Here is a 17636-nt window from a genome sequence, read left to right on the forward strand (position 1 = left end):
TCCGCGGTGGTGGCACGTAGCCTCCTTCGCCGCCGCGGGACCCGCTCCTCGAGGACGTCATCGGCGGCGCGCCGACGGCCGGCGCGTCCGGCTCACGCATCGCCACGCCAGAAAGGAACGCCATGGACGTCCGGCCAGGATTTCGCCGCCACTTCCGGGTGGAGGCCGTTGAGGGAGAGGGGGTTTTCCTGATCTCTGAGCGCGACCTGCACATCCTCACCGGCCGGTCGATCGAGGCGGTGGCAGGCCTGCTCGACGGCAAGCACACCGTTTCCGACATCGTCGCCGCGGTGGAGCCCGATATCCCGCCCGAGCACGTCTATTACGTCATCCACCAGCTCAGGGAGCGCGGTCTGCTGGTGGACGTCACCGAGGATCTGGAGCGGGGGACGGCCGCCTACTGGGAGATGGCGGGACGGCAGGCGGAGGCGGCGGTCGTGGGAGTGCGCAGCGGGCGGGCCCACGTGCTCACCATCGGCCGAGTACCCGGCATGGAGCTGTGCCGGCTGCTCGCCGCCGAAGGGGTCGAGGTCACCGGTCCGGAGCCCACCGGGCCGCTGATCGCGGGCCCAGAGGTCGCGGCACCGGAGGTGGACACGCTCACCGTGGTCCTGACCGACGACTACCTCCGCGGAGAGCTCGCCGAGATCAACCGCCGGCACCTGGCGGAGGGACGTCCGTGGCTGCTCGCCCGCCCGGTCGGCCCCGTCCTGTGGCTGGGGCCCGTCTTCCGGCCGGGAGAGCAAGGTGGCTGCTGGCGCTGTCTCGCGCAGCGGCTGGAGGGGCACAGGCAGTCGCTCACGTACTTGGAAGCCCGGCTGCGCAGCACGGGTCCGCTCGCCATGCCCATCGCCGACCTGCCGCTGACCCGCGAGGCAGGCGTGCGTCTGGTCGCGGCCGAGGCGGTCAAGTGGCTGGCGGGGGTGCGCAATCAGCAGCAGCGCCACGTGAGCACCCTCGACACCCAGTGGCTCGGCGCCACCCACCACGAACTGCGCCGCAGACCCCAGTGCCCTGACTGCGGCGACGCGGGGCTGATGGCCCAGGCCGCCGGGCGCCCGGTCGAGCCGCGCTCGCGGCCCAAGGCCTTCACCGCCGACGGGGGGCACCGCTCACGGCATCCTGAGGACATCGCCGAGCAGTACGGCCACCTGGTCAGCCCCATCACCGGAGTCATCAGGGATCTCGTCAAAGTGGAGACCGGAACGCCCTTCGTCAAGACGTACGTGGCCGGGCACAACGTCGCCCGGCAGGTGCGCGACCTCGGCGCCCTCCGCAGGGGACTGCGCAGCCAGAGCGCCGGCAAGGGCACGACCGACCTGCAGGCGAAGGTCAGCGCCATGTGCGAGGCGATAGAGCGCTACTCGGGTGTCTTCCAAGGCGATGAGGCCCGGCGCGCGGCGAGCTTCAGAGAGCTGGGCGAGGACGCCGTCCACCCGAACGCGTGCACCCTCTACAGCGAGGCGCAGTATCGGACCAGGCAGGACAGGCATGTGACCGGCGGCCACGACTACGTCAGTGATCCCCTCGACGAGGACGCCGTGATCGACTGGACGCCCGTCTGGTCGCTGAGCGAGCAGCGGCACAAATACCTGCCCACCGGCTACCTGTACTACTCCTACGATCCCCGCCCCAAAGGGCCGGTCTACGCCTCGGCCGACTCCAACGGCAACGCGGCGGGCGCCTCGCTGGAGGACGCCATCGTGCAGGGGTTCCTGGAACTCGTCGAGAGAGACGCGGTGGCCCTGTGGTGGTACAACCGCGTCCGCCGTCCCGCCTTCGACCTGGCCGGCTTCGCCGACCAGTGGATGACCGAGTTCCAGGAGGTCTACGCCGGGCTGGACCGCGAGCTGCACGTGCTCGACCTCACCAATGACCTGGGCATACCCGTGGCCGCCGCGATCAGCCGCCGTGTCGGCGGTCCGGCCGAGGACATCCTCATGGCCTTCGGCGCCCACTTCGACGCCCGCATCGCCGTGCAGCGGGCCCTGGCCGAGATGAACCAGTTCATACCCGCGGTCATCGACGTCGGGGAGAACGGCGCCACCCGCTACCGCTACCCCGACGGCGAGCAGCTCACCTGGTGGAGGCACGCGCGTCTGGCGGAACACCCCTACCTCGTGCCCACCGGGCCGCCGGTGCCCGCGCCGGCGTACGGCCGGCCTTCCACCGCCGATCTCCTCGACGACATCGCCGCGGCCCGCGCGCTGGTCGAGGGGCGCGGAATGGAGATGCTCGTGCTCGACCAGACCCGGCCCGACATCGGCCTGCCGGTCGTCAAGGTCATAGTGCCGGGCCTGCGCCACTTCTGGCGGCGGCTCGCGCCCGGCCGGCTCTACGACGTGCCCGTGCAACTCGGCTGGCAGGCCGGACCCACCCCGGAGGAGCAGATGAACCCCATCACGATGTTCCTGTGAACGTTCCCCGGCACGCCCCGACGAGCCCCAGCGTGCGGGTCGGCCTGCGCGAGGACGCCGTCGTGGCACCGGGAGACGGCGCGCTGATCATCACGAACCCCTTCGGCGCGGTCACGGTGCGCGGCCTGCCTGCCCGCGTCGCATCGCTCCTGCGCGAGCTGCCGGGCACGATCGCCGGGCAGGACGAGCTGATCGGCAGGCTCGTGGCCTCGGGCGGAACGAGCCAGGAGGTCGCTCTGCTGCTCCTGACCCTCGACCGGCTCAACCCGATCCTCGTCCACACGGTCGATCCACTGCTGCGGATCGTCCCCATCGCCCGCGACGCGGTGCTCCGGCCGGCCGTCCTGGACCCGGGCGACACCGTACGTCTGTCGAGGTTCGCGCTCGTCCGCAGATCGGGAGAGGGGCTCGTCCTGGAGTCGCCGCTGTCGAGGCACCGGGTCACGCTGAACGAGGAGGCGATGCCGCTGCTCGGGGCGCTCAGCCGCGACGTCATGGTCAAGGAGGCGCCGGAAGCGCTGAGCCACCTCGTCGCGGCAGGGCTGGCGTATGCCGGCGACGCCGACGAAGAGGAGCCCGCGCTGCGTACGTGGGACTTTCACGACCTGCTCTTCCACAGCAGGAGCAGGTCGGGCAGGCACGACGAGCCGTTCGGCGCGACCTTCCGCTTCCTGGAGGAGCTGCCGCCGGAGCCGGCTCTCAAACCCCTGCCCGCCGGCCCGGCGGTGGAGCTGTTCCGGCCCTCACTGGAGGAGGCCGCCGCGGCTGACCCGCCCTTCACCACGGTGCTGGAGTCGCGCAGGTCGGTGCGCGAGCACGCCGGCGCGCCGCCGACGGCCCGCCGGCTCGGCGAACTGCTCTATCGGGCCGCCAGGGTGAGGGAGGTCTCCGGGCCGACACCCAGCGTGCCGTACGAGGTCAGCAGCCGGCCGTACCCGGGGGGCGGCGCGGTCCACGAGCTGGAGCTGTACCTCGTCGTCAACAGGTGCGCGGGCCTGGAGCGCGGCGTCTACTACTACGACCCGTCCGGCCACAGGCTCATCACGCTGCCGGCCAGGACCGAGGACGCGCACGCGATGCTGGCCCTCGCGAGTGCCGCGACGGGCGGTCTCCTCCAGCCCGACGTGCTCATCACGATCACAGCGCGCTTCCAGCGGATGTCGTGGAAGTACTCCGGCATGGCCTACGCCGCCATGCTGAAGAACGTCGGAGTGCTCTACCAGACCCTCTACCTGGTGGCCACCGCGATGGGCATGGCTCCCTGCGGCCTCGGCGGCGGCGACGCGGATCTGGCCGCCCGTACCTTCGGTCTCGACTGGGCGAGAGAGTCGTCGGTCGGCGAGTTCCTCATCGGCGGGGCCGCGCCCGGCACGGCCGGTTCGTGACGTCCGTCATGGGCCGAGGATGTCGTCTGCATCTGCCCGTACCCCGGACGAATCCGAGATCGTGAGAGCCGACAGGCTCGTAGCCGGGAGAGGAGTGCCTGATGGCCGAGAGCATCTACGTCCTCGGAGAGGAGGACCGCAGGAAGTTCGCCAGACTGATCGCGGCGGCGTGGAGCGACGGCGATCTCCGCGGCCGCTACGAGACCGAGCCCAGGGCGGTGCTGAGCCAGTTCGGCATCGCCTATCCCGATAACGTGCCGACCCCCCCGCTGCCTTCCAGACCCGATGGCGAGTTCGAGATCACCGGCCTGGAGTCCATCGCCGGCGGTGAAGGCGGCACGGCCTACGGGACGGGCTCCATGTCGCACTTGGCGCCGACCGAGCACGATCGAGATCCTGGAAGGCCGCTACAGGGCCCGCGGTGAGGACGCACGGACGAAGGCAGGAGCGGCCCGGACTCGCCTGGCTGACGGGTGGCTGGAGGGAGGACAAGCCGATCTCCGCCGGTGGTTGATCGAGGCCCGGGAAGGCGGCACGATCAGTGTGAAGCCATGATGCACCGGGACACACGGAGAGGCCGCCCGTGGCTCACGAGGGTGAAGGACAGGTCAGGTGGCTGTCCAGGGGCGTCGTCGCGGTCACCGGGACGCTCTGGGCGCTCACGCCCCTCGCCTTCCTCGTCGCCGGTGACGTCGGCAGGGCTCTGGTGTCGGGGATCCTGCTCGGCGGGCTGCTGGTGGTCTACGCGCGCATTGTCGTCAGGCGGATCAAGGGAGCCGGCCCAGGGCACAACCGGATGCGGATCTTCGCCTGTTTCGTGCTGATCGTCTACGGGGCGCTCCCCTTCCTGGGCTCGGTCTGGATCTACACGCCGTTCATCGTCGCCACGGCAGGGCTGCTCCTGCTGCGGTTCCGGCCCGCCGCAGGCGTGCTCCTCGCGGTCGCCGTCGCCGAGTTCCCGCTGAGCCGGGCGCTGCAGGACCCCTCGCCCGAGGCCGCGCTGCAGAACAGCGCCGGTGTGTTCGTCGCCGCGCTGGTCGCCTTCTGGCTCGTCCGCTATGCCACGTCGGTACGGGAACTGCGCGATGTCCGGGCGGCGCTGGCGGAGGCGGCCGTGGACCAGGACCGGACACGCATGGCGGCCGAGCTGCACGACCTGCTCGGCCAGACGCTGGCCTCGATCACGCTCAAGACGGAACTGGCCCTCGCGCTGATGGACCTGGACAGAAGGCGGGCCGTCGGCGAGGTCGAGTCGGCGGTCGCCATCGCCGGCGAGGCGCGCGAGCAGATCGGCGACGTCGTGGCGGCAAGACGCTCGCTCGATGTGGGTGCGGAGCTGTCCGCGGCCATCGCGCTGATCGAACTGACCGGAGCCCGCTGCGACCTGCGCGTGGGCATCAGTGAGATCGACGAGGAGACCGGCGACACGCTCGGCTGGATCGTGCGCGAGGCGGCGACGAACATCGTCAGGCACAGCGACGCCCGTCACTGTCTCATCGAGCTGGACACCGGGGAAGGACGGATCCATCTGCTGGTACGCAACGACGGAGCCAGGCGCGAAGCGGGCAGGCGCCGCGGCTCAGGGCTCGCCGGGCTCCGGCGGAGAGTGGACAGGCTCGGCGGATCCCTGCATGCCGGGCCTGCCGGCGACGACGGGTTCGAGGTGCGGGTGTGGCTGCCCGCCGTACACGATCAGGAGAGAGTGGTCACCGTTGATTCGTGTCCTGGTGGCTGAGGACCACGGCATCGTCCGGGGCGCCCTGGTCGCCCTGCTCAACCTCACGGGCGACATCGAGGTGGTGGCCGAGACCGGCAGCGGCGCCGAGGTCGTCGACCAGGCCCTCGCCACCGCGCCCGACGTCGCCGTCATCGATATCGAGATGCCGGGCATGGACGGCATCGAGGCGACCCGACGTCTTCGAGAGATCATGCCGGCCTGCCACGTGCTGATCCTCACGGCACTTGCCCATACCCGGTTGCTCAAACGGGCGATGGACGCGGGTGCGGAGGGATTCCTGCTGAAAGACTCCCCTACCGAGCGGCTGGCTGAGAGCATCCGCAGGATCGCCCAAGGGGAACGGGTGATCGACGCGTCCCTCGCCCTGGCGGCGATGAACAGAACGGCCACACCGCTCACCGAGCGGGAGTCGGCTGTGCTGCGCCTGATCGGCACGGGGGCGAGCACGGGGGAGATCGCCGCCGCGTTGCACCTGTCAGCCGCGACGGTCCGCAACTACATCTCCAGCGTCATCACCAAGACCGGCGCCCGGAACAGGACGGACGCCGTGCGCATCGCCGTGGAGGCCGGGTGGATCGAGGTGGCACGCACCAGGTGAGCGGCAGCGTGCGCTCTTCTCCCGCCGATCCCCCGGCCTGGACGAAGGTCGTCGACCAGCCCGGTGGGTCGCGGCTCAGCGGCCCTGCCAGGTGACCTTTTCCTTGGCGAGGAAGGCCGGGACGGCGGCGTGGAAGTCGGCGCTGCCGAAGACCGTGGCGACGATGTCGTCCCCGTCCGGCAGGCCGGCCACGCGCAGCCGCCTGACCGCCTCCTTGGCCGCCCACATCGACAGCGGCGCGTGGGAGAGCAGCCGCTCCTCCACCTCCGCCTGCCGCGCGGGCAGGTCGTCGAGCGGGCACAGCTCGGCCACGAACCCGGCGGCGTGCGCCTCCTCGGCCGTGTACATGCGGGCCCGCAGCAGCATGTCCAGGGTGCGGGCCGGGCCGAGATGGTGCACGAGCAGCGAGTACGTGTTCATGGACAGGCAGTTGCCCAGCGTCCTGGCGATGGGAGCCCCGAACCGGGCACCCGGTACGGCCAGCCGCAGGTCGCAGGCGGCGGCCACGACCAGGCCTCCGCCCACGCAGTACCCCTGGACGACGGCCACGGTGGGCACCTTGACGCGTTCGAGCCGGTCGATGATCCGCTGGACCTTGTGCTCGTAGGCGATGCCGTCGTCGCCGTCGGCGAAGCCGGAGAACTGCGAGATGTCGGTGCCGGCCACGAACGCCCGCCCTCCGGCCCCCGACAGGACGAGGAGTTTGACGGCGGGGTCGGCGTCGGCGCGCTCGCAGGCGTCGTACAGGCCGTCCCACATCGCCCAGGTCAGCGCGTTGTGCTGGTCCGGCCGGTTGAACGTCACCCGCAGCACGGGCCCGTCGGCGGCGACGAGTAGCTCGCTCACACCGTCTCCTTCACTTTCCGTGGGATGAGCCTCAGCAGCGAGGGCCCGGCCAGCAGCAGGGCGGCCAGCACGAGCACCACCAGCGCGATCGGCCGGGTGAGGACGATCGTCAGATCGCCGTCCCCCATCGCGGACGTCTGCGCGAGCGCCTTCTCGAACAGCGACCCGATCACCAGCCCGAGCACGAGAGGCGCCATCGGCAGATCAAACTTTTTCATGAAATATCCGACCACGCCGGATGCGAACACGATCCATACGCTGAACATGTTGTTGTCGATCGAATAGGCCCCGACAAAGCTGGTGACCAGGATCAGCGGATACATGTACCCGTACGGGATCCGCAACATCTGCGCGAACAGCGGCGCCAGCGGCAGGTTCAGCACCAGCAGCAGCACGTTCCCGATGAAGAACGAGGCCAGCAGCCCCCACACCAGCTCCGGCTGCTCGTCGAAGAGCAGCGGCCCCGGCTGGATCCCGTACATCGTGAAGGCCCCCAGCAGCACGGCCGTGGTCGCGCCGCCCGGGATGCCCAGCGCGAGGGTGGGCACGAAGTTGGCGTTCGCGGCGGCGTTGTTGGCGCTCTCCGGCGCGGCTACGCCCTCGATCGCGCCCTGCCCGAACTCGTCCTTGTGCCGTGAGACCCGCTTCTCCACCCCGTACGCGAGGAAGGACGCCAGCGTGGACCCGGCGCCGGGCAGGCAGCCGAGCAGGTAGCCGATGAGGCTCCCGCGGGCGATGGCGCCCTTGGAGCGGGACAGCTCCTCCCGGGTGATCACCAGGTCCCTGAAGCGGGCCCGGATGGGCTCGGCCGCGCCCTGCCTGATCTGGTAGAGCACCTCCCCCACCGCGAACAGCCCGATCATCACCTGGACGAACGGCAGCCCCGACAGCAGGTCCACGTCCCCGAACGTGTAACGCGGCAGCCCGGTGGCCGCGTCCACGCCGACGGTCGCGAGCAGGATGCCCAGCACGGCCATGGCCAGGCCGCGCACACGAGCCCCGCTGGAGAAGCTCACGATGGTGGTGAGACCGAGGATCATGACAGCGAGGTTCTCGGGCGGCCCGAAGTCGAGCGCCAGTTTGGCGAACGGCGGCGCCATCGCCACCAGCAGCACCAGCGAGACGATGGCGGCCACGAACGACCCGATGGCCGCGATCGACAGCGCCGCGCCGGCCCGGCCCTTGCGGGCCATCTGGTAGCCGTCGATCGCGGTCACCACGCTGGCCGCCTCGCCGGGCGTGGAGATCAGCACGGAAGTGATCGTGCCGCCGTACTGGGCGCCGTAGTAGATACCGGCGAGCATGATGAGCGCGGTCAGCGGCTCGAACGACAGCGTCAGCGGCAGCAGCACCGCCACGCCGGTCGTCGAGCCCAGACCTGGCAGCAGGCCGATGACGGTCCCGGCGAGCACGCCGACGAAGCACCAGAGCAGGTTCGCGGGCGTGAGCGCCGCGCCGAAGCCCATGATCAGGTTGTCCAGCATCAGCCGTCACCTCCGACGCCCAGCAGCCCGCCGGGCAGCGGCACGCCCAGGAACAGCACGAACACCGCGTAGATCACGAGCGTGGCGGCGACGGCCACGCCGGCGGCCGGCACCAACCGCTGCTTCTCCACGAACGCCGACACGGCGAACACCAGCAGCCCGAACGCCACCAGGAACCCGGTCAGCGGCACCAGCAGCAGCGCGACCAGCAGCATGGCGAACACGGTCCACAACGTCCTGACGCGCTGAGGGTCGTCCTCCTCCGGAGCGGGCGCGGCACGGCGTACGGACTGCAGGAGGCAGGCGGCCGAGAGCACGGCCAGCGCCACGCCGCTCACCAGCGGCAGGAACCCGGGCCCCACCTGCCCGCCATCCTTGGTGATGCCGTAGCCGAACGAGGCGGCGGCCATGGCCACCGACAGGCAGACCAGCACTGCCCAGACGACGGCCTCGCCGCGGAGCAGCTGCCTCATGACGGCTTCTTCAGCACCGGCGCGAGCGCCGTGTCGAGCTGTTCGAGGTATTTGCCGAAGTCGTCGCCGTACAGCTCGGCCTGCTGCAGGTAGTTGTCCTTGAGCCACTTCTGGAACTCGGCGGTCTTGGTCACGCCCCTGGCCGCCTGCTCCCAGTACGCCTGCTCGCGCGCGTCCAGCCCCCCGGGCGCCAGGAATCCCCTGAACTGGACATACGACACGTCGATGCCCTGCTCCTTGGCCGTGCCCAGAGAGGCGAACTCGGGGTAGGTGTAGCGCTTGTCCGTGGTGACGCAGAGGCCCCGCAGATCGCCGGATTTGAACTGGCCGATCACCTCGCCCGGGTTCAGCAGGGCGACCTGGATCTGGCCGCCGAGCACGGCAGGCACCAGCTCGCCGCCCGACTCGAACGGCACCCGCTGGAACTTCACGCCGGTCTTCTGCTCGATCATCGTGAAGATCACGTTGTCCACGCCGTACGCGCCCGACATGCCCACGCTGACGCGTCCGCTCTTGGCCGCGGTGACCACGTCGGAGCAGGTCTTGAACGGCGAGTCCTTCTTGACCACGAGGATGCCGCCGTCCTCGGCCAGCTTGGCGACCGGCGTGAAGTCCTTGCGGGAGAAGGAGACCTGGCCGCTGAGCGGCAGCGACAGGATGGCGTTCTCGGTGGCGAGCAGGTAGTTGCCGTTGCCCTTCTTGCCGAGCAAGGAGGAGTAGCCGACCGCGCCGGAGCCGCCCTCGCGGTTCTCCACGGTGACCTTCAGCCCGGGCTGGGCCTTCTCCAGCGCGGCGGCGATGGCGCGGCCCGCCAGGTCGCTGCCGCCGCCCGCGGAGAACGGCACGATCATGCGTACGTCGCCGCGCGGCTTCCAGGCGCCGCCGCCGGCGTCCGCGGTGCCGCAAGCGGTCGCCAGGAGCAGGGCGAGCGCCGCGATGGCCCTCATGACTCCAGCTCCTTCAGCTTGGCGGCGAACTTGTCCAGGTTGATGATGAAGCGTTCGTGAGTGCCCTCGCCGACCTTCCCGTTGGCGTCCTCGGCGACCACGGCGAACGCGACGCGCCGCCGGTCCACCTCGGTCACCGTGGCGGTCGCGGTCACCTTCCCGCCCTTGAGCGTGGGCGCCACGTGCGCGATCTCGACCTTGCTGCCGACGCTGCCCTCGCCGTCGGCCAGGTACGGGGCCAGCGCCTCGATCGCGGCGTCCTCGATCAGGTGGACCAGGTTGGGGGTGGAGAAGATGTCGTGGTCGCCGCGGCGGGTGCAGTGCCGCTCTGCCACGACCCAGGTGAGGCCGGCGCTCACGCCCGGGGTCAGCTGGTCGCTCATGAACTCTCCAAGGGGGTGGGGGATTGAGCCGCCGCGCCTTCGGCGAGCAGCCGGTCGATCTCCTGCTCGGTCAGGCCGCACTCGCGCAGCACCTCGACGGTGTCCGCGCCGAGCAGCGGCCCGGCCGGCCCGCGTCTCGTCGGCGTCTCCGAGAAGCGCATGGCCGAGCCGAGCTGGCGTACGGGGCCCATCTCGGGATGTTCGGCATCCCAGAAGAACCGCCGCTGGTTCAGGTGCTCGTCGTTGAACACCTGGGAGTAGTCGGAAATGGGGGCGCACGGCACGCCGTGCTCGTCGAGCGCGGCCACGACCTCGGCCGTGGTGCGCAGGGTAGTGGCCGCCTCGATGGCCGGGATCAGCTCGTGGCGCAGGCCGTGCCGGTCGTGCGCGTCGGCGTACCGCTCCTCCTCGAGCAGGGCCGTCAGGCCGAGCGCGGCGCAGAAGCCCTGCCAGGTCTTGGGGGTGACGGCGCCGACCGTGCACCAGCCGTCCGAGGTGCGGACCGCCTGGTACGGCGCCGTGCTCTGATGCGCGGAGCCCAGCGGCCTGCCTGCCTCGCCGGTCGCGAAATACTTGCCGGCCTCCCAGATGGCGAACGACACGGCCGACTCCAGCAGCGACACGTCCACGTGCTGGCCCTGGCCGGTCAGCGTGCGGGCCTGCAGCGCGGAGACCGCCCCGAGCGCGCCGTAGAGCCCGCACACCAGGTCGGCGATGGGCACACCGACCTTGACCGGGTCGCCGTCCGGCATGCCGGTGACGCTCATCAGTCCGCCTCGGGCCTGGGCCATGATGTCGAGGCCCGGTTTGTCCGCGAGCGGCCCGTCCTGGCCCCAGCCGGAGGCCGAGACGTACACGAGCCCGGGGTTGAGCTCGTGGAGGTCGTCGAAGCCCAGGCCGAGCCGGCGCATCGCGCCGGGGCGGAGGTTCTCCACCAGCACGTCGGCGTCCGCGACGAGGCGGCGGAAGGCCGCCGCGCCGAGCTCGGACTTCAGGTCCAGCGCGACCGACCGCTTGTTCCTGTTGAGCCTGGCGAACGGGGAGCTGTGCCCGGCCGTGAACGGGCCGATGGCGCGGACCCCGTCGCCTCCGTCGGGGTTCTCGACCTTGATGACGGTGGCGCCCAGGTCGGCGAGCTGCATGGTCGCGAAGGGCGCCGCCATGAACGCGCCGACCTCGACGACCCGGATGCCGGACAGCGGAGTGGTCATATGTTTCGAAAACCTCACTTCAGGCCGGATTGGTCTATTGTCTACAGAAGACAAGTCAGATAGACAAGGGTCCTGCCGGAAGTTCTTCGGCACTATGGCGGCAGACGGTGATCGCCTACGACAAGAGGACCACGATGCGCATCGAGGCACCCCCCAGCATGGTTCAGCTCGCCACCGAGGCGCTGATGCGCATGCTGCTCAGCGGCAAGCTGCAGCCGGGCGACCGGGTCGTGGAGAACCAGCTCACCCAGGAGCTGGGCGTCAGCAGGCCCCCGCTTCGCGAGGCCATGCGCGTGCTGGAGCAGCAGGGACTGATCACTCAGCAGCCGCGGCGGGGCGCGTTCGTCACGCGGCTCACGCTGCACGACATCTACGAGATCGTCACGTTGCGGCGCGAACTGGAGCGCATGGCCGTGGACCTGGGCGTTCCGGTACGCGAGCCCGCCCGGCTCCAACGCTGCCACGCCGCGCTCGACCGGCACGAGGCCGCCGCGCGATCCGGCGACTGGCTGGGGGTGCTGGAGCAGGCGGTCGAGTTTCACAGCTCGGTGATCGGGCTGTCGGGTCACCGGCGGCTGGAGGAGGCGTACCGGTCGATCCAGCTCCAGATGCTGCTCTGCATGGGCATGAACCGGCAGGCCAGGGCGTCCGGCGAGTCGCTCGTCGACGACTGGGACCGGCATCGGCGGCTGCTGGAGGTGATCGAGGCGGGCTCGCCCGAGGCCGTCCACCGGGAGCTGGCCGGGCATGGGGACATGACGTTCCTCGACGGCATCGAGGAACGGGTCGGCGGCCACACCCCCGAGTCGCTGGCCTGGCTGAAGAGGGTCAGGGAAGGAGACACATGATCGAGGCTCTCCAGGAGGCGGTGGGCTGGACCGGGCCACTGCGCGAGGACGTGGTCGAGCGCCGCCACCTGGCTTTCTACCTGCACGCCATCGGAGCCACCGGGGAAGACGTCCCGCCAACGTTCACGGCGTGCTTCCTCGACGAGCCGCCCTCGCTGCCCGCCGCCACGTCGTACGGGTCGGGGTGGCTGAACGGCGGCGACCGGTTCGAGTACCACGCGCCGCTACGGGTGGGAGACGTCATCGTGTCGCGGCCGCGGTTCACCGGGGTCGTCGAGAAGAGCGGGTCGGCGGGGCCGTTCGCGCTGCTGACGTTCGAGACGGAGTTCCGCCGGCCGGACGGCGAGCTGGTGGTCAGGCACATCGGGAGCAGGATCAGGCGATGACCGACATTCCCCCACTGACGGAGACGACCACGTCGCGCAGGCTCGTCGAGTACGCCGGGGCCTCGGGCGACTTCTACGAGATGCACTACGACCTCGGCTTCGCCCGCTCGCTCGGCCATCCCGAGCTGGCCGTGCACGGGCTGCTCAAGGCCGCCTACCTGGGCAGGCTCGTCACGGATTGGCTGGGCGGGCGGGGCCGCCTGGCCGTGCTGGAGGTCAGCTACCGCGGCATGGACTTCCGCGACCGCGCCCACACGTGCCGCGGCCGGGTGGTGTCCTCCGCGGGAAACCGGGCAGAGCTGGAGCTTTGGGGCGAGGACGACACGGGCCGCCGCACTACGCTCGGGCGTGCAGAAGTGATTTATGACGAAGTGATTGATGACGGGGAGCCTTCGCGATGACGAACCTTGCCGACCTGCACGCTCTGATGGCCCGGCTCGGGCATCCCGTGGTCGAGGCCGCCTCCGCCGCGGAGTCGCGGTTCGCGGACGGGGCGCCGTACCGGTTCGAGATCCCCAGCGTCGAGGGGCCGGCCGTGCTGGAGGCCGTGGTCGCCGAGTCCGACCGGCTCGGCGTGCCGATCGCCAGGACGTCCCAGGGCAGCGGCGTGATGATGTTGACGGACGCCGAGATCTCCGACATGGCGGGGATCGGGGCGGAGCGGGGCATCGAGATCAACCTGTTCCTCGGGCCGCGGGCCGCCTGGGACACCGGCGGCCAGGCCAAGCTGACGCAGGCCGTCGGCGCGGCCGCGCGGGGGAACGCGATGGTGGCGGCGTGCGTGGCGGACGCGCTGCGGGCCTGCTCGCTGGGCATCCGCAGCCTCCTCGTGGGCGACCTCGGCACGCTGGAGGTGCTGCGCGCGCTGAAGGAGGACGGCACGCTGCCCGCCAATCTGGTCCTGAAGACGTCCGTGCTGATGCCGCTCACCAACGGGCCGACCGCGGCGATCCTGGAGCGCCTTGGGGCCACCACCGTGAACGTGGGCACCGACCTGACCGTGCCGCACCTGGCCGAGATCCGGGCCGCGACCCGGCTGCCGATCGACCTCTACCTGGAGGTGCCCGACGACCAGGGCGGATTCGTGCGGTTCTACGAGGCGGTGGAGATCGTACGGGCCGCCGCGCCCGTCTACCTGAAGATGGGGCTGCGGAACGCGCCCAACATCTACCCCTCCGGCTCGCACCTCGGGGCGGTGCCGCGGGAACTGGGGCGTGAGCGGGTGCGGCGGGCGGCGCTGGTGCAGCGGCTGATCGAGCAGCTCGACCCCGCGCTCGGCAAGCAGGCCGGCGCCGGACCCGCTTCCGACCTCGGCGTCCCGGAGGTCTAGGCGTTCAGGCGGTGAACGGTCAGCGGGCCACCGCCCCAGCGGCCGATGGCCTCCTCGTCGGCGAAGGCCAGGACCCGCATCATGTTCCCGCCGTCGCTGAGCTCCACGTTACGGCGCAGCCTGCGCACCAACGGGACGGACAGGCGGGCCGTGCCGGCCTCGATCGTGTCGCCGTAGTGGTGGGCGAAGGCGACGCCCGCGAAGCCGGTAAGGCCCAGCAGCGTGCGAACGGTCTCCGGCGAGTAGAACATCAGGTGGTTCTTGGTGAAGCCGTTCCACGCCGGCCCGTACGCCTTGAGCAGCGTCGACCGCGCGTTCACGGTAAGGATGAGCAGCACCCCGCCGGGCGCCAGCAGGCGCCTGAACCTCCTGAAGTCGTCCAGCGGCCGGGGCAGGTGCGCCAGCACCGACCAGAGGGTGATCACGTCGAACCCGCCGCCCGCGATCTCCGGCACCTCATCGGGCGCGCCGCAGTACGTCCGCGCCGTGCTCAGCCGCTCGTTGGCCTGAGCCACGGACTCGGGCGACAGGTCCACCCCGCAGGCGTCGAACCCCCGCCGCTCGGCCAGCTCGAGAAACAGCCCGGCCCCCGAGCCGAAGTCGAGCAGCCGCCGCTCCTTGCCCTCGTCGAACACCGGCGAGAACGCCTTCATGGTCAGCTCGTAGCGGCGCTGCCGGTTGGCGGCATAGTTACCGGTCAGGAAGGTGTGGTAGCCGGTGGCGTACAGGTCGCCGAGGCGTTCTGGACGGATGTTGGGGTTGCGGTAGAGAAAGCCGCAGCCCGGACAGCGGACGACGTGATAGCGCCATCCGTTGCCGCCGGGTGAGAAGAGCGGCTGCTGGCGGGGGTCCCCGCACATCATGCAGCTCAGGAACTCCTCGTTCTCCTTCAGCGGCCTGAGCTGCCGGTAGTCGGCCAGCTCCATGACCGGGGCGCGCCTGGTCAGCCGCCGCCACTGAGCCTCGCGTACGAGCCGCTCCCCTGGACGGACGTAGACGCGCTGACCCCACGGAATGCGGTCATATCTGGAGCCATAGGCCAACCGGCCCAGCAGACGATGTGCCATGCGAAGCGTCCTGCCCGGCCACCTTCATAGCCATGCGTACAGGTTCGCCTACTTTACGCGACCTTAGGTGTTCAAGTCGTCAAGCAAGCGTATGCTTGGGCACGTGCCTGACTATCTCAATCTCATCGGCGGCGAGACGGTCCCCGCAAGCGACGGCAGAACCCTCGATTCGGTCAATCCGGCCACCGGGGAGGTGTGGGCGCGGATCCCGGCCGGCGGGCCCCGCGATGCCGAGGAAGCCGTGGAGGCGGCCCACCGCGCGTTCCCCGCCTGGTCGGCGCTGCCCGCGCTGGCCAGGGCGGGCTACCTGCGCAAGGTGTCGGAGGTGTTCGCCAGGAACGCCGAGGAGCTGGCCAGGCTGGAGACGCGCGACAACGGCAGGATCCTGCGCGACACGCTGAAGAAGGACCTGCCGGGGATGGCGTACCTGTGGCAGCTGGCCGCCGGGCAGTGCCTGGACGCGGTCAAGGGCGACACGGTCATCCTAGGCCCCGACACGCTCGGGCTGACGCGGCGGGAGCCGTACGGGGTGGCGGTCTGCATCATCCCGTGGAACTCCCCCATCTCGACCTTCTCGGCCAAGGCGGCGTACGCGCTGGCGGCCGGGAACACGGTGATCGTCAAACCGGCCGAGCAGGCGAGCGCGTCGGTGCTGCGGCTGGGCGAGCTGCTGGCGGAGGTGTTCCCGCCCGGGGTGCTCAACATCGTCAGCGGCCTGGGCGAGGAGGTCGGGGACGCGCTCGTACGGCACCGCGACGTAGCCAAGATCAGCCTCACCGGCTCGACGGCCACCGGCCAGGCGATCACCCGGGCGTCCGCGGACGCGCTCAAGCCGCTGACGTTCGAGCTCGGTGGCAAGTCCCCCAATATCGTCTTCCCGGACGCCGACCTGGACGCGGCCGCCCAGGGCGTCACCGTGAACTCCGTCTACACCGGCAACGCCGGGCAGGTGTGCGTGGCGGGCTCCCGCATCCTCATCCACCGCTCGATCTGGGACGAGATGCTGGGCCGCATCGAGCGGATCTGCGCGGATCTGGTCCTGGACGACCCCCTGGACCTGCGGACGACCATGGGCCCGATCGTGTCGTCGGCGCAGTACGAGCACGTCAAGTCGTACCTCGAGCTGGCGGAGAAGGAAGGAGCGAGCCTGGTCTTCGGCGGCCGGGCGGGGGCCGACGTCGTGCCCGGCCTCCCTGGTGGCTACTGGGTCTCCCCCACCCTCTACACGACCACGGACAACTCGCTCCGGATCTGCCAGGAGGAGATCTTCGGCCCGGTGGCCGTGGCCGTGCCGTTCTCCTCCGACGAGGAGGCCCTGGAGATCTCGAACGACTCCCGCTACGGCCTGGCGGCGGGCGTCTGGACGCGTGACCTGGGCCGTGCGCACCGCTTCGTGCGCGATCTCCAGAGCGGTACGGTGTGGGTGAACACGTTCCGCCAGATGCCGCCCGGGCTGCCGTTCGGCGGCGTCAAGGACAGCGGGTACGGGCACGATTCGGTCCTCGAGTACACCCGCGAAAAGGCAGCCATAATCCAGATTTAGTCGGATAGATTTACCCCTCATGAGCGAGGGGATCAAGGACCAGCCGGGCCTTTCGGAGGTAGCCGCCCAGTCCCGTGCGTCGGTGCTGCGCAGCCGCGCCGAGTCGTACATCGCCCTGTCGAGACACGACGCCGCGATCGCGGACCTGACGGAGTCGATCGCGCTGGTGCCTGACAGCGCCCGCGCCTGGCGGCTGCGCGGCGAGAGCCACCGCGTCATCGAACGTTACGAGGCCGCGCTGGAGGACTTCGACGAGGCGCTCCGGCTGGAGCCGGACAGCGCGTACGCGCTGGGCTCGCGCGGCCAGACGTACGCCGCGATGGACCGCCTGGACGAGGCCATGGCCGACTTCGAGCACGCCCTCACCCTCGCCCCCGACTCGCTGTGGATCCTGGAGGCCAAGGCCGACGCCCTGGTGGACCTCGACCGCCTGGACGAGGCCCTGGAGGTGCACGGCAAGATCATCGCACTGAACGAGGACCTGCCCTACTCCTGGGTGGCTCGCGGCGACCTCTACCAGCGCAGACACCTCTACGCCGAGGCCATCGACGACTACACGAAGGCCCTGGAGGTCAATCCCGATTACGTGCGCGCGCTGAGCCGCAGAGGCGAGGCCCTGCGCATGACGGACCGCTACGAGGAGGCGCTGGCCGACCTCAGCCGCGCTGTCGAGCTGGACCCGGAGAACGACCGCGCCTACGGCAGCCGCGGCGCGGTGCTGAGCGAGCTGGGCGAGAACGAGGCGGCACTGGACGACCTCAACCGGGCGATCGAGCTGGACCCCGAATACATCTGGGCGTTCCGGGTGCGCGGGGAGATCCTTCAGGAGCTGGACCGCCACGAGGAGGCGGTCTCCGACTTCACCCGGGCCCTCCACCTGGAATTCGGCGACTGACCGCGTTCTTGGCAGCTCGCCCCGGGCGAACTGCCCCGGAACGGGCGCCTACGACCTCACCGGTCTGAACTGATCTCGAAAGTGC

18 protein-coding genes are annotated in these 17636 nt (G+C 70.5%); 11 read left to right on the top strand and 7 right to left on the bottom strand.

Features of this window, described 5'->3' with window-relative positions:
* The first annotated feature begins 122 nt into the window (after positions 1–122).
* From ACQPWU_RS41420 to ACQPWU_RS41440, 5 genes are all read left to right on the top strand, one after another.
* Positions 123–2417, top strand: coding sequence for a TOMM precursor leader peptide-binding protein (locus tag ACQPWU_RS41420; protein WP_433431137.1), 2295 nt, complete (start codon positions 123–125; stop codon positions 2415–2417).
* Complete coding sequence (locus ACQPWU_RS41425) at positions 2414–3802, top strand: SagB/ThcOx family dehydrogenase (protein ID WP_433431138.1); 1389 nt, start codon at positions 2414–2416, stop codon at positions 3800–3802. Before ACQPWU_RS41420 ends, ACQPWU_RS41425 begins: the two co-directional genes overlap by 4 nt.
* Before the next feature lie 101 nt (positions 3803–3903).
* Entirely contained in the window at positions 3904–4227 is a 324-nt protein-coding gene (locus ACQPWU_RS41430; protein ID WP_433431139.1) for a hypothetical protein, read from the top strand.
* Positions 4228–4385: 158 nt separating this feature from the next.
* Complete coding sequence (locus tag ACQPWU_RS41435) at positions 4386–5537, top strand: sensor histidine kinase (protein ID WP_433431140.1); 1152 nt, start codon at positions 4386–4388, stop codon at positions 5535–5537.
* Entirely contained in the window at positions 5530–6138 is a 609-nt protein-coding gene (locus tag ACQPWU_RS41440; protein WP_433431141.1) for a response regulator, read from the top strand. The genes ACQPWU_RS41435 and ACQPWU_RS41440 overlap by 8 nt, the downstream gene beginning before the upstream one ends.
* A 75-nt stretch (positions 6139–6213) precedes the next feature.
* Here ACQPWU_RS41440 and ACQPWU_RS41445 read toward each other — a convergent pair whose 3' ends face one another.
* From ACQPWU_RS41445 to ACQPWU_RS41470, 6 genes are read right to left on the bottom strand one after another with little or no spacing between them, the layout of a single operon-like run.
* Positions 6214–6984 (bottom strand): enoyl-CoA hydratase/isomerase family protein, encoded by a 771-nt coding sequence (locus ACQPWU_RS41445; RefSeq protein WP_433431142.1) that lies wholly within the window; start codon positions 6982–6984, stop codon positions 6214–6216.
* Complete coding sequence (locus ACQPWU_RS41450) at positions 6981–8468, bottom strand: tripartite tricarboxylate transporter permease (protein WP_433431143.1); 1488 nt, start codon at positions 8466–8468, stop codon at positions 6981–6983. Before ACQPWU_RS41450 ends, ACQPWU_RS41445 begins: the two co-directional genes overlap by 4 nt.
* Positions 8468–8941: a tripartite tricarboxylate transporter TctB family protein gene (locus tag ACQPWU_RS41455; RefSeq protein WP_433431144.1), complete on the bottom strand. Its 474-nt coding sequence runs from the start codon at positions 8939–8941 to the stop codon at positions 8468–8470. The genes ACQPWU_RS41450 and ACQPWU_RS41455 overlap by 1 nt, the downstream gene beginning before the upstream one ends.
* A complete protein-coding gene (locus tag ACQPWU_RS41460; RefSeq protein WP_433431145.1) occupies positions 8938–9888 on the bottom strand; it encodes a tripartite tricarboxylate transporter substrate binding protein in 951 nt (316 codons plus the stop codon). Before ACQPWU_RS41460 ends, ACQPWU_RS41455 begins: the two co-directional genes overlap by 4 nt.
* The gene (locus ACQPWU_RS41465; protein WP_433431146.1) at positions 9885–10271 is read right to left on the bottom strand and encodes a thioesterase family protein; all 387 of its coding nucleotides are present in this window, start codon (positions 10269–10271) and stop codon (positions 9885–9887) included. The genes ACQPWU_RS41460 and ACQPWU_RS41465 overlap by 4 nt, the downstream gene beginning before the upstream one ends.
* On the bottom strand, positions 10268–11482 hold the full coding sequence (locus tag ACQPWU_RS41470; RefSeq protein ID WP_433431147.1) for a CaiB/BaiF CoA transferase family protein: 1215 nt from the start codon (positions 11480–11482) through the stop codon (positions 10268–10270). The genes ACQPWU_RS41465 and ACQPWU_RS41470 overlap by 4 nt, the downstream gene beginning before the upstream one ends.
* A gap of 107 nt (positions 11483–11589) precedes the next feature.
* Here ACQPWU_RS41470 and ACQPWU_RS41475 point away from each other — a divergent pair, with 107 nt between their 5' ends.
* The 4 genes from ACQPWU_RS41475 to ACQPWU_RS41490 are packed head-to-tail and all read left to right on the top strand — an operon-like array spanning position 11590 to position 14046.
* A complete protein-coding gene (locus ACQPWU_RS41475) occupies positions 11590–12330 on the top strand; it encodes a GntR family transcriptional regulator (protein ID WP_433431148.1) in 741 nt (246 codons plus the stop codon).
* Complete coding sequence (locus tag ACQPWU_RS41480) at positions 12327–12716, top strand: FAS1-like dehydratase domain-containing protein (RefSeq protein WP_433431149.1); 390 nt, start codon at positions 12327–12329, stop codon at positions 12714–12716. Before ACQPWU_RS41475 ends, ACQPWU_RS41480 begins: the two co-directional genes overlap by 4 nt.
* On the top strand, positions 12713–13117 hold the full coding sequence (locus tag ACQPWU_RS41485; RefSeq protein ID WP_433431150.1) for a MaoC/PaaZ C-terminal domain-containing protein: 405 nt from the start codon (positions 12713–12715) through the stop codon (positions 13115–13117). Before ACQPWU_RS41480 ends, ACQPWU_RS41485 begins: the two co-directional genes overlap by 4 nt.
* On the top strand, positions 13114–14046 hold the full coding sequence (locus ACQPWU_RS41490) for a hypothetical protein (protein WP_433431151.1): 933 nt from the start codon (positions 13114–13116) through the stop codon (positions 14044–14046). The genes ACQPWU_RS41485 and ACQPWU_RS41490 overlap by 4 nt, the downstream gene beginning before the upstream one ends.
* On the opposite strand, the gene ACQPWU_RS41495 is transcribed toward ACQPWU_RS41490, so the two are convergent.
* Positions 14043–15113 (bottom strand): class I SAM-dependent methyltransferase, encoded by a 1071-nt coding sequence (locus tag ACQPWU_RS41495; protein WP_433431152.1) that lies wholly within the window; start codon positions 15111–15113, stop codon positions 14043–14045. The genes ACQPWU_RS41490 and ACQPWU_RS41495 overlap by 4 nt on opposite strands.
* 103 nt (positions 15114–15216) lie before the next feature.
* On the opposite strand from ACQPWU_RS41495, the gene ACQPWU_RS41500 reads away from it, so the two are divergent.
* The gene (locus ACQPWU_RS41500; RefSeq protein WP_433431153.1) at positions 15217–16656 is read left to right on the top strand and encodes an aldehyde dehydrogenase family protein; all 1440 of its coding nucleotides are present in this window, start codon (positions 15217–15219) and stop codon (positions 16654–16656) included.
* Between the two features lie 19 nt (positions 16657–16675).
* On the top strand, positions 16676–17551 hold the full coding sequence (locus tag ACQPWU_RS41505) for a tetratricopeptide repeat protein (RefSeq protein WP_433431154.1): 876 nt from the start codon (positions 16676–16678) through the stop codon (positions 17549–17551).
* Positions 17552–17636: the final 85 nt, after the last annotated feature.

The sequence above is a fragment of the Nonomuraea sp. CA-141351 genome (assembly GCF_050944675.1).
In the GTDB taxonomy this organism is placed as follows: Bacteria; Actinomycetota; Actinomycetes; order Streptosporangiales; family Streptosporangiaceae; genus Nonomuraea.

Coding starts and splice junctions, on each gene's coding strand:
- ACQPWU_RS41495 (WP_433431152.1), bottom strand. CDS start 15,113: ATGGCACATCGTCTGCTGGGCCGGTTGGCCTATGGCTCCAGATATGAC.
- ACQPWU_RS41485 (WP_433431150.1), top strand. CDS start 12,713: ATGACCGACATTCCCCCACTGACGGAGACGACCACGTCGCGCAGGCTC.
- ACQPWU_RS41460 (WP_433431145.1), bottom strand. CDS start 9,888: ATGAGGGCCATCGCGGCGCTCGCCCTGCTCCTGGCGACCGCTTGCGGC.
- ACQPWU_RS41450 (WP_433431143.1), bottom strand. CDS start 8,468: ATGCTGGACAACCTGATCATGGGCTTCGGCGCGGCGCTCACGCCCGCG.
- ACQPWU_RS41480 (WP_433431149.1), top strand. CDS start 12,327: ATGATCGAGGCTCTCCAGGAGGCGGTGGGCTGGACCGGGCCACTGCGC.
- ACQPWU_RS41490 (WP_433431151.1), top strand. CDS start 13,114: ATGACGAACCTTGCCGACCTGCACGCTCTGATGGCCCGGCTCGGGCAT.
- ACQPWU_RS41465 (WP_433431146.1), bottom strand. CDS start 10,271: ATGAGCGACCAGCTGACCCCGGGCGTGAGCGCCGGCCTCACCTGGGTC.
- ACQPWU_RS41430 (WP_433431139.1), top strand. CDS start 3,904: ATGGCCGAGAGCATCTACGTCCTCGGAGAGGAGGACCGCAGGAAGTTC.
- ACQPWU_RS41505 (WP_433431154.1), top strand. CDS start 16,676: ATGAGCGAGGGGATCAAGGACCAGCCGGGCCTTTCGGAGGTAGCCGCC.
- ACQPWU_RS41470 (WP_433431147.1), bottom strand. CDS start 11,482: ATGACCACTCCGCTGTCCGGCATCCGGGTCGTCGAGGTCGGCGCGTTC.
- ACQPWU_RS41455 (WP_433431144.1), bottom strand. CDS start 8,941: ATGAGGCAGCTGCTCCGCGGCGAGGCCGTCGTCTGGGCAGTGCTGGTC.
- ACQPWU_RS41420 (WP_433431137.1), top strand. CDS start 123: ATGGACGTCCGGCCAGGATTTCGCCGCCACTTCCGGGTGGAGGCCGTT.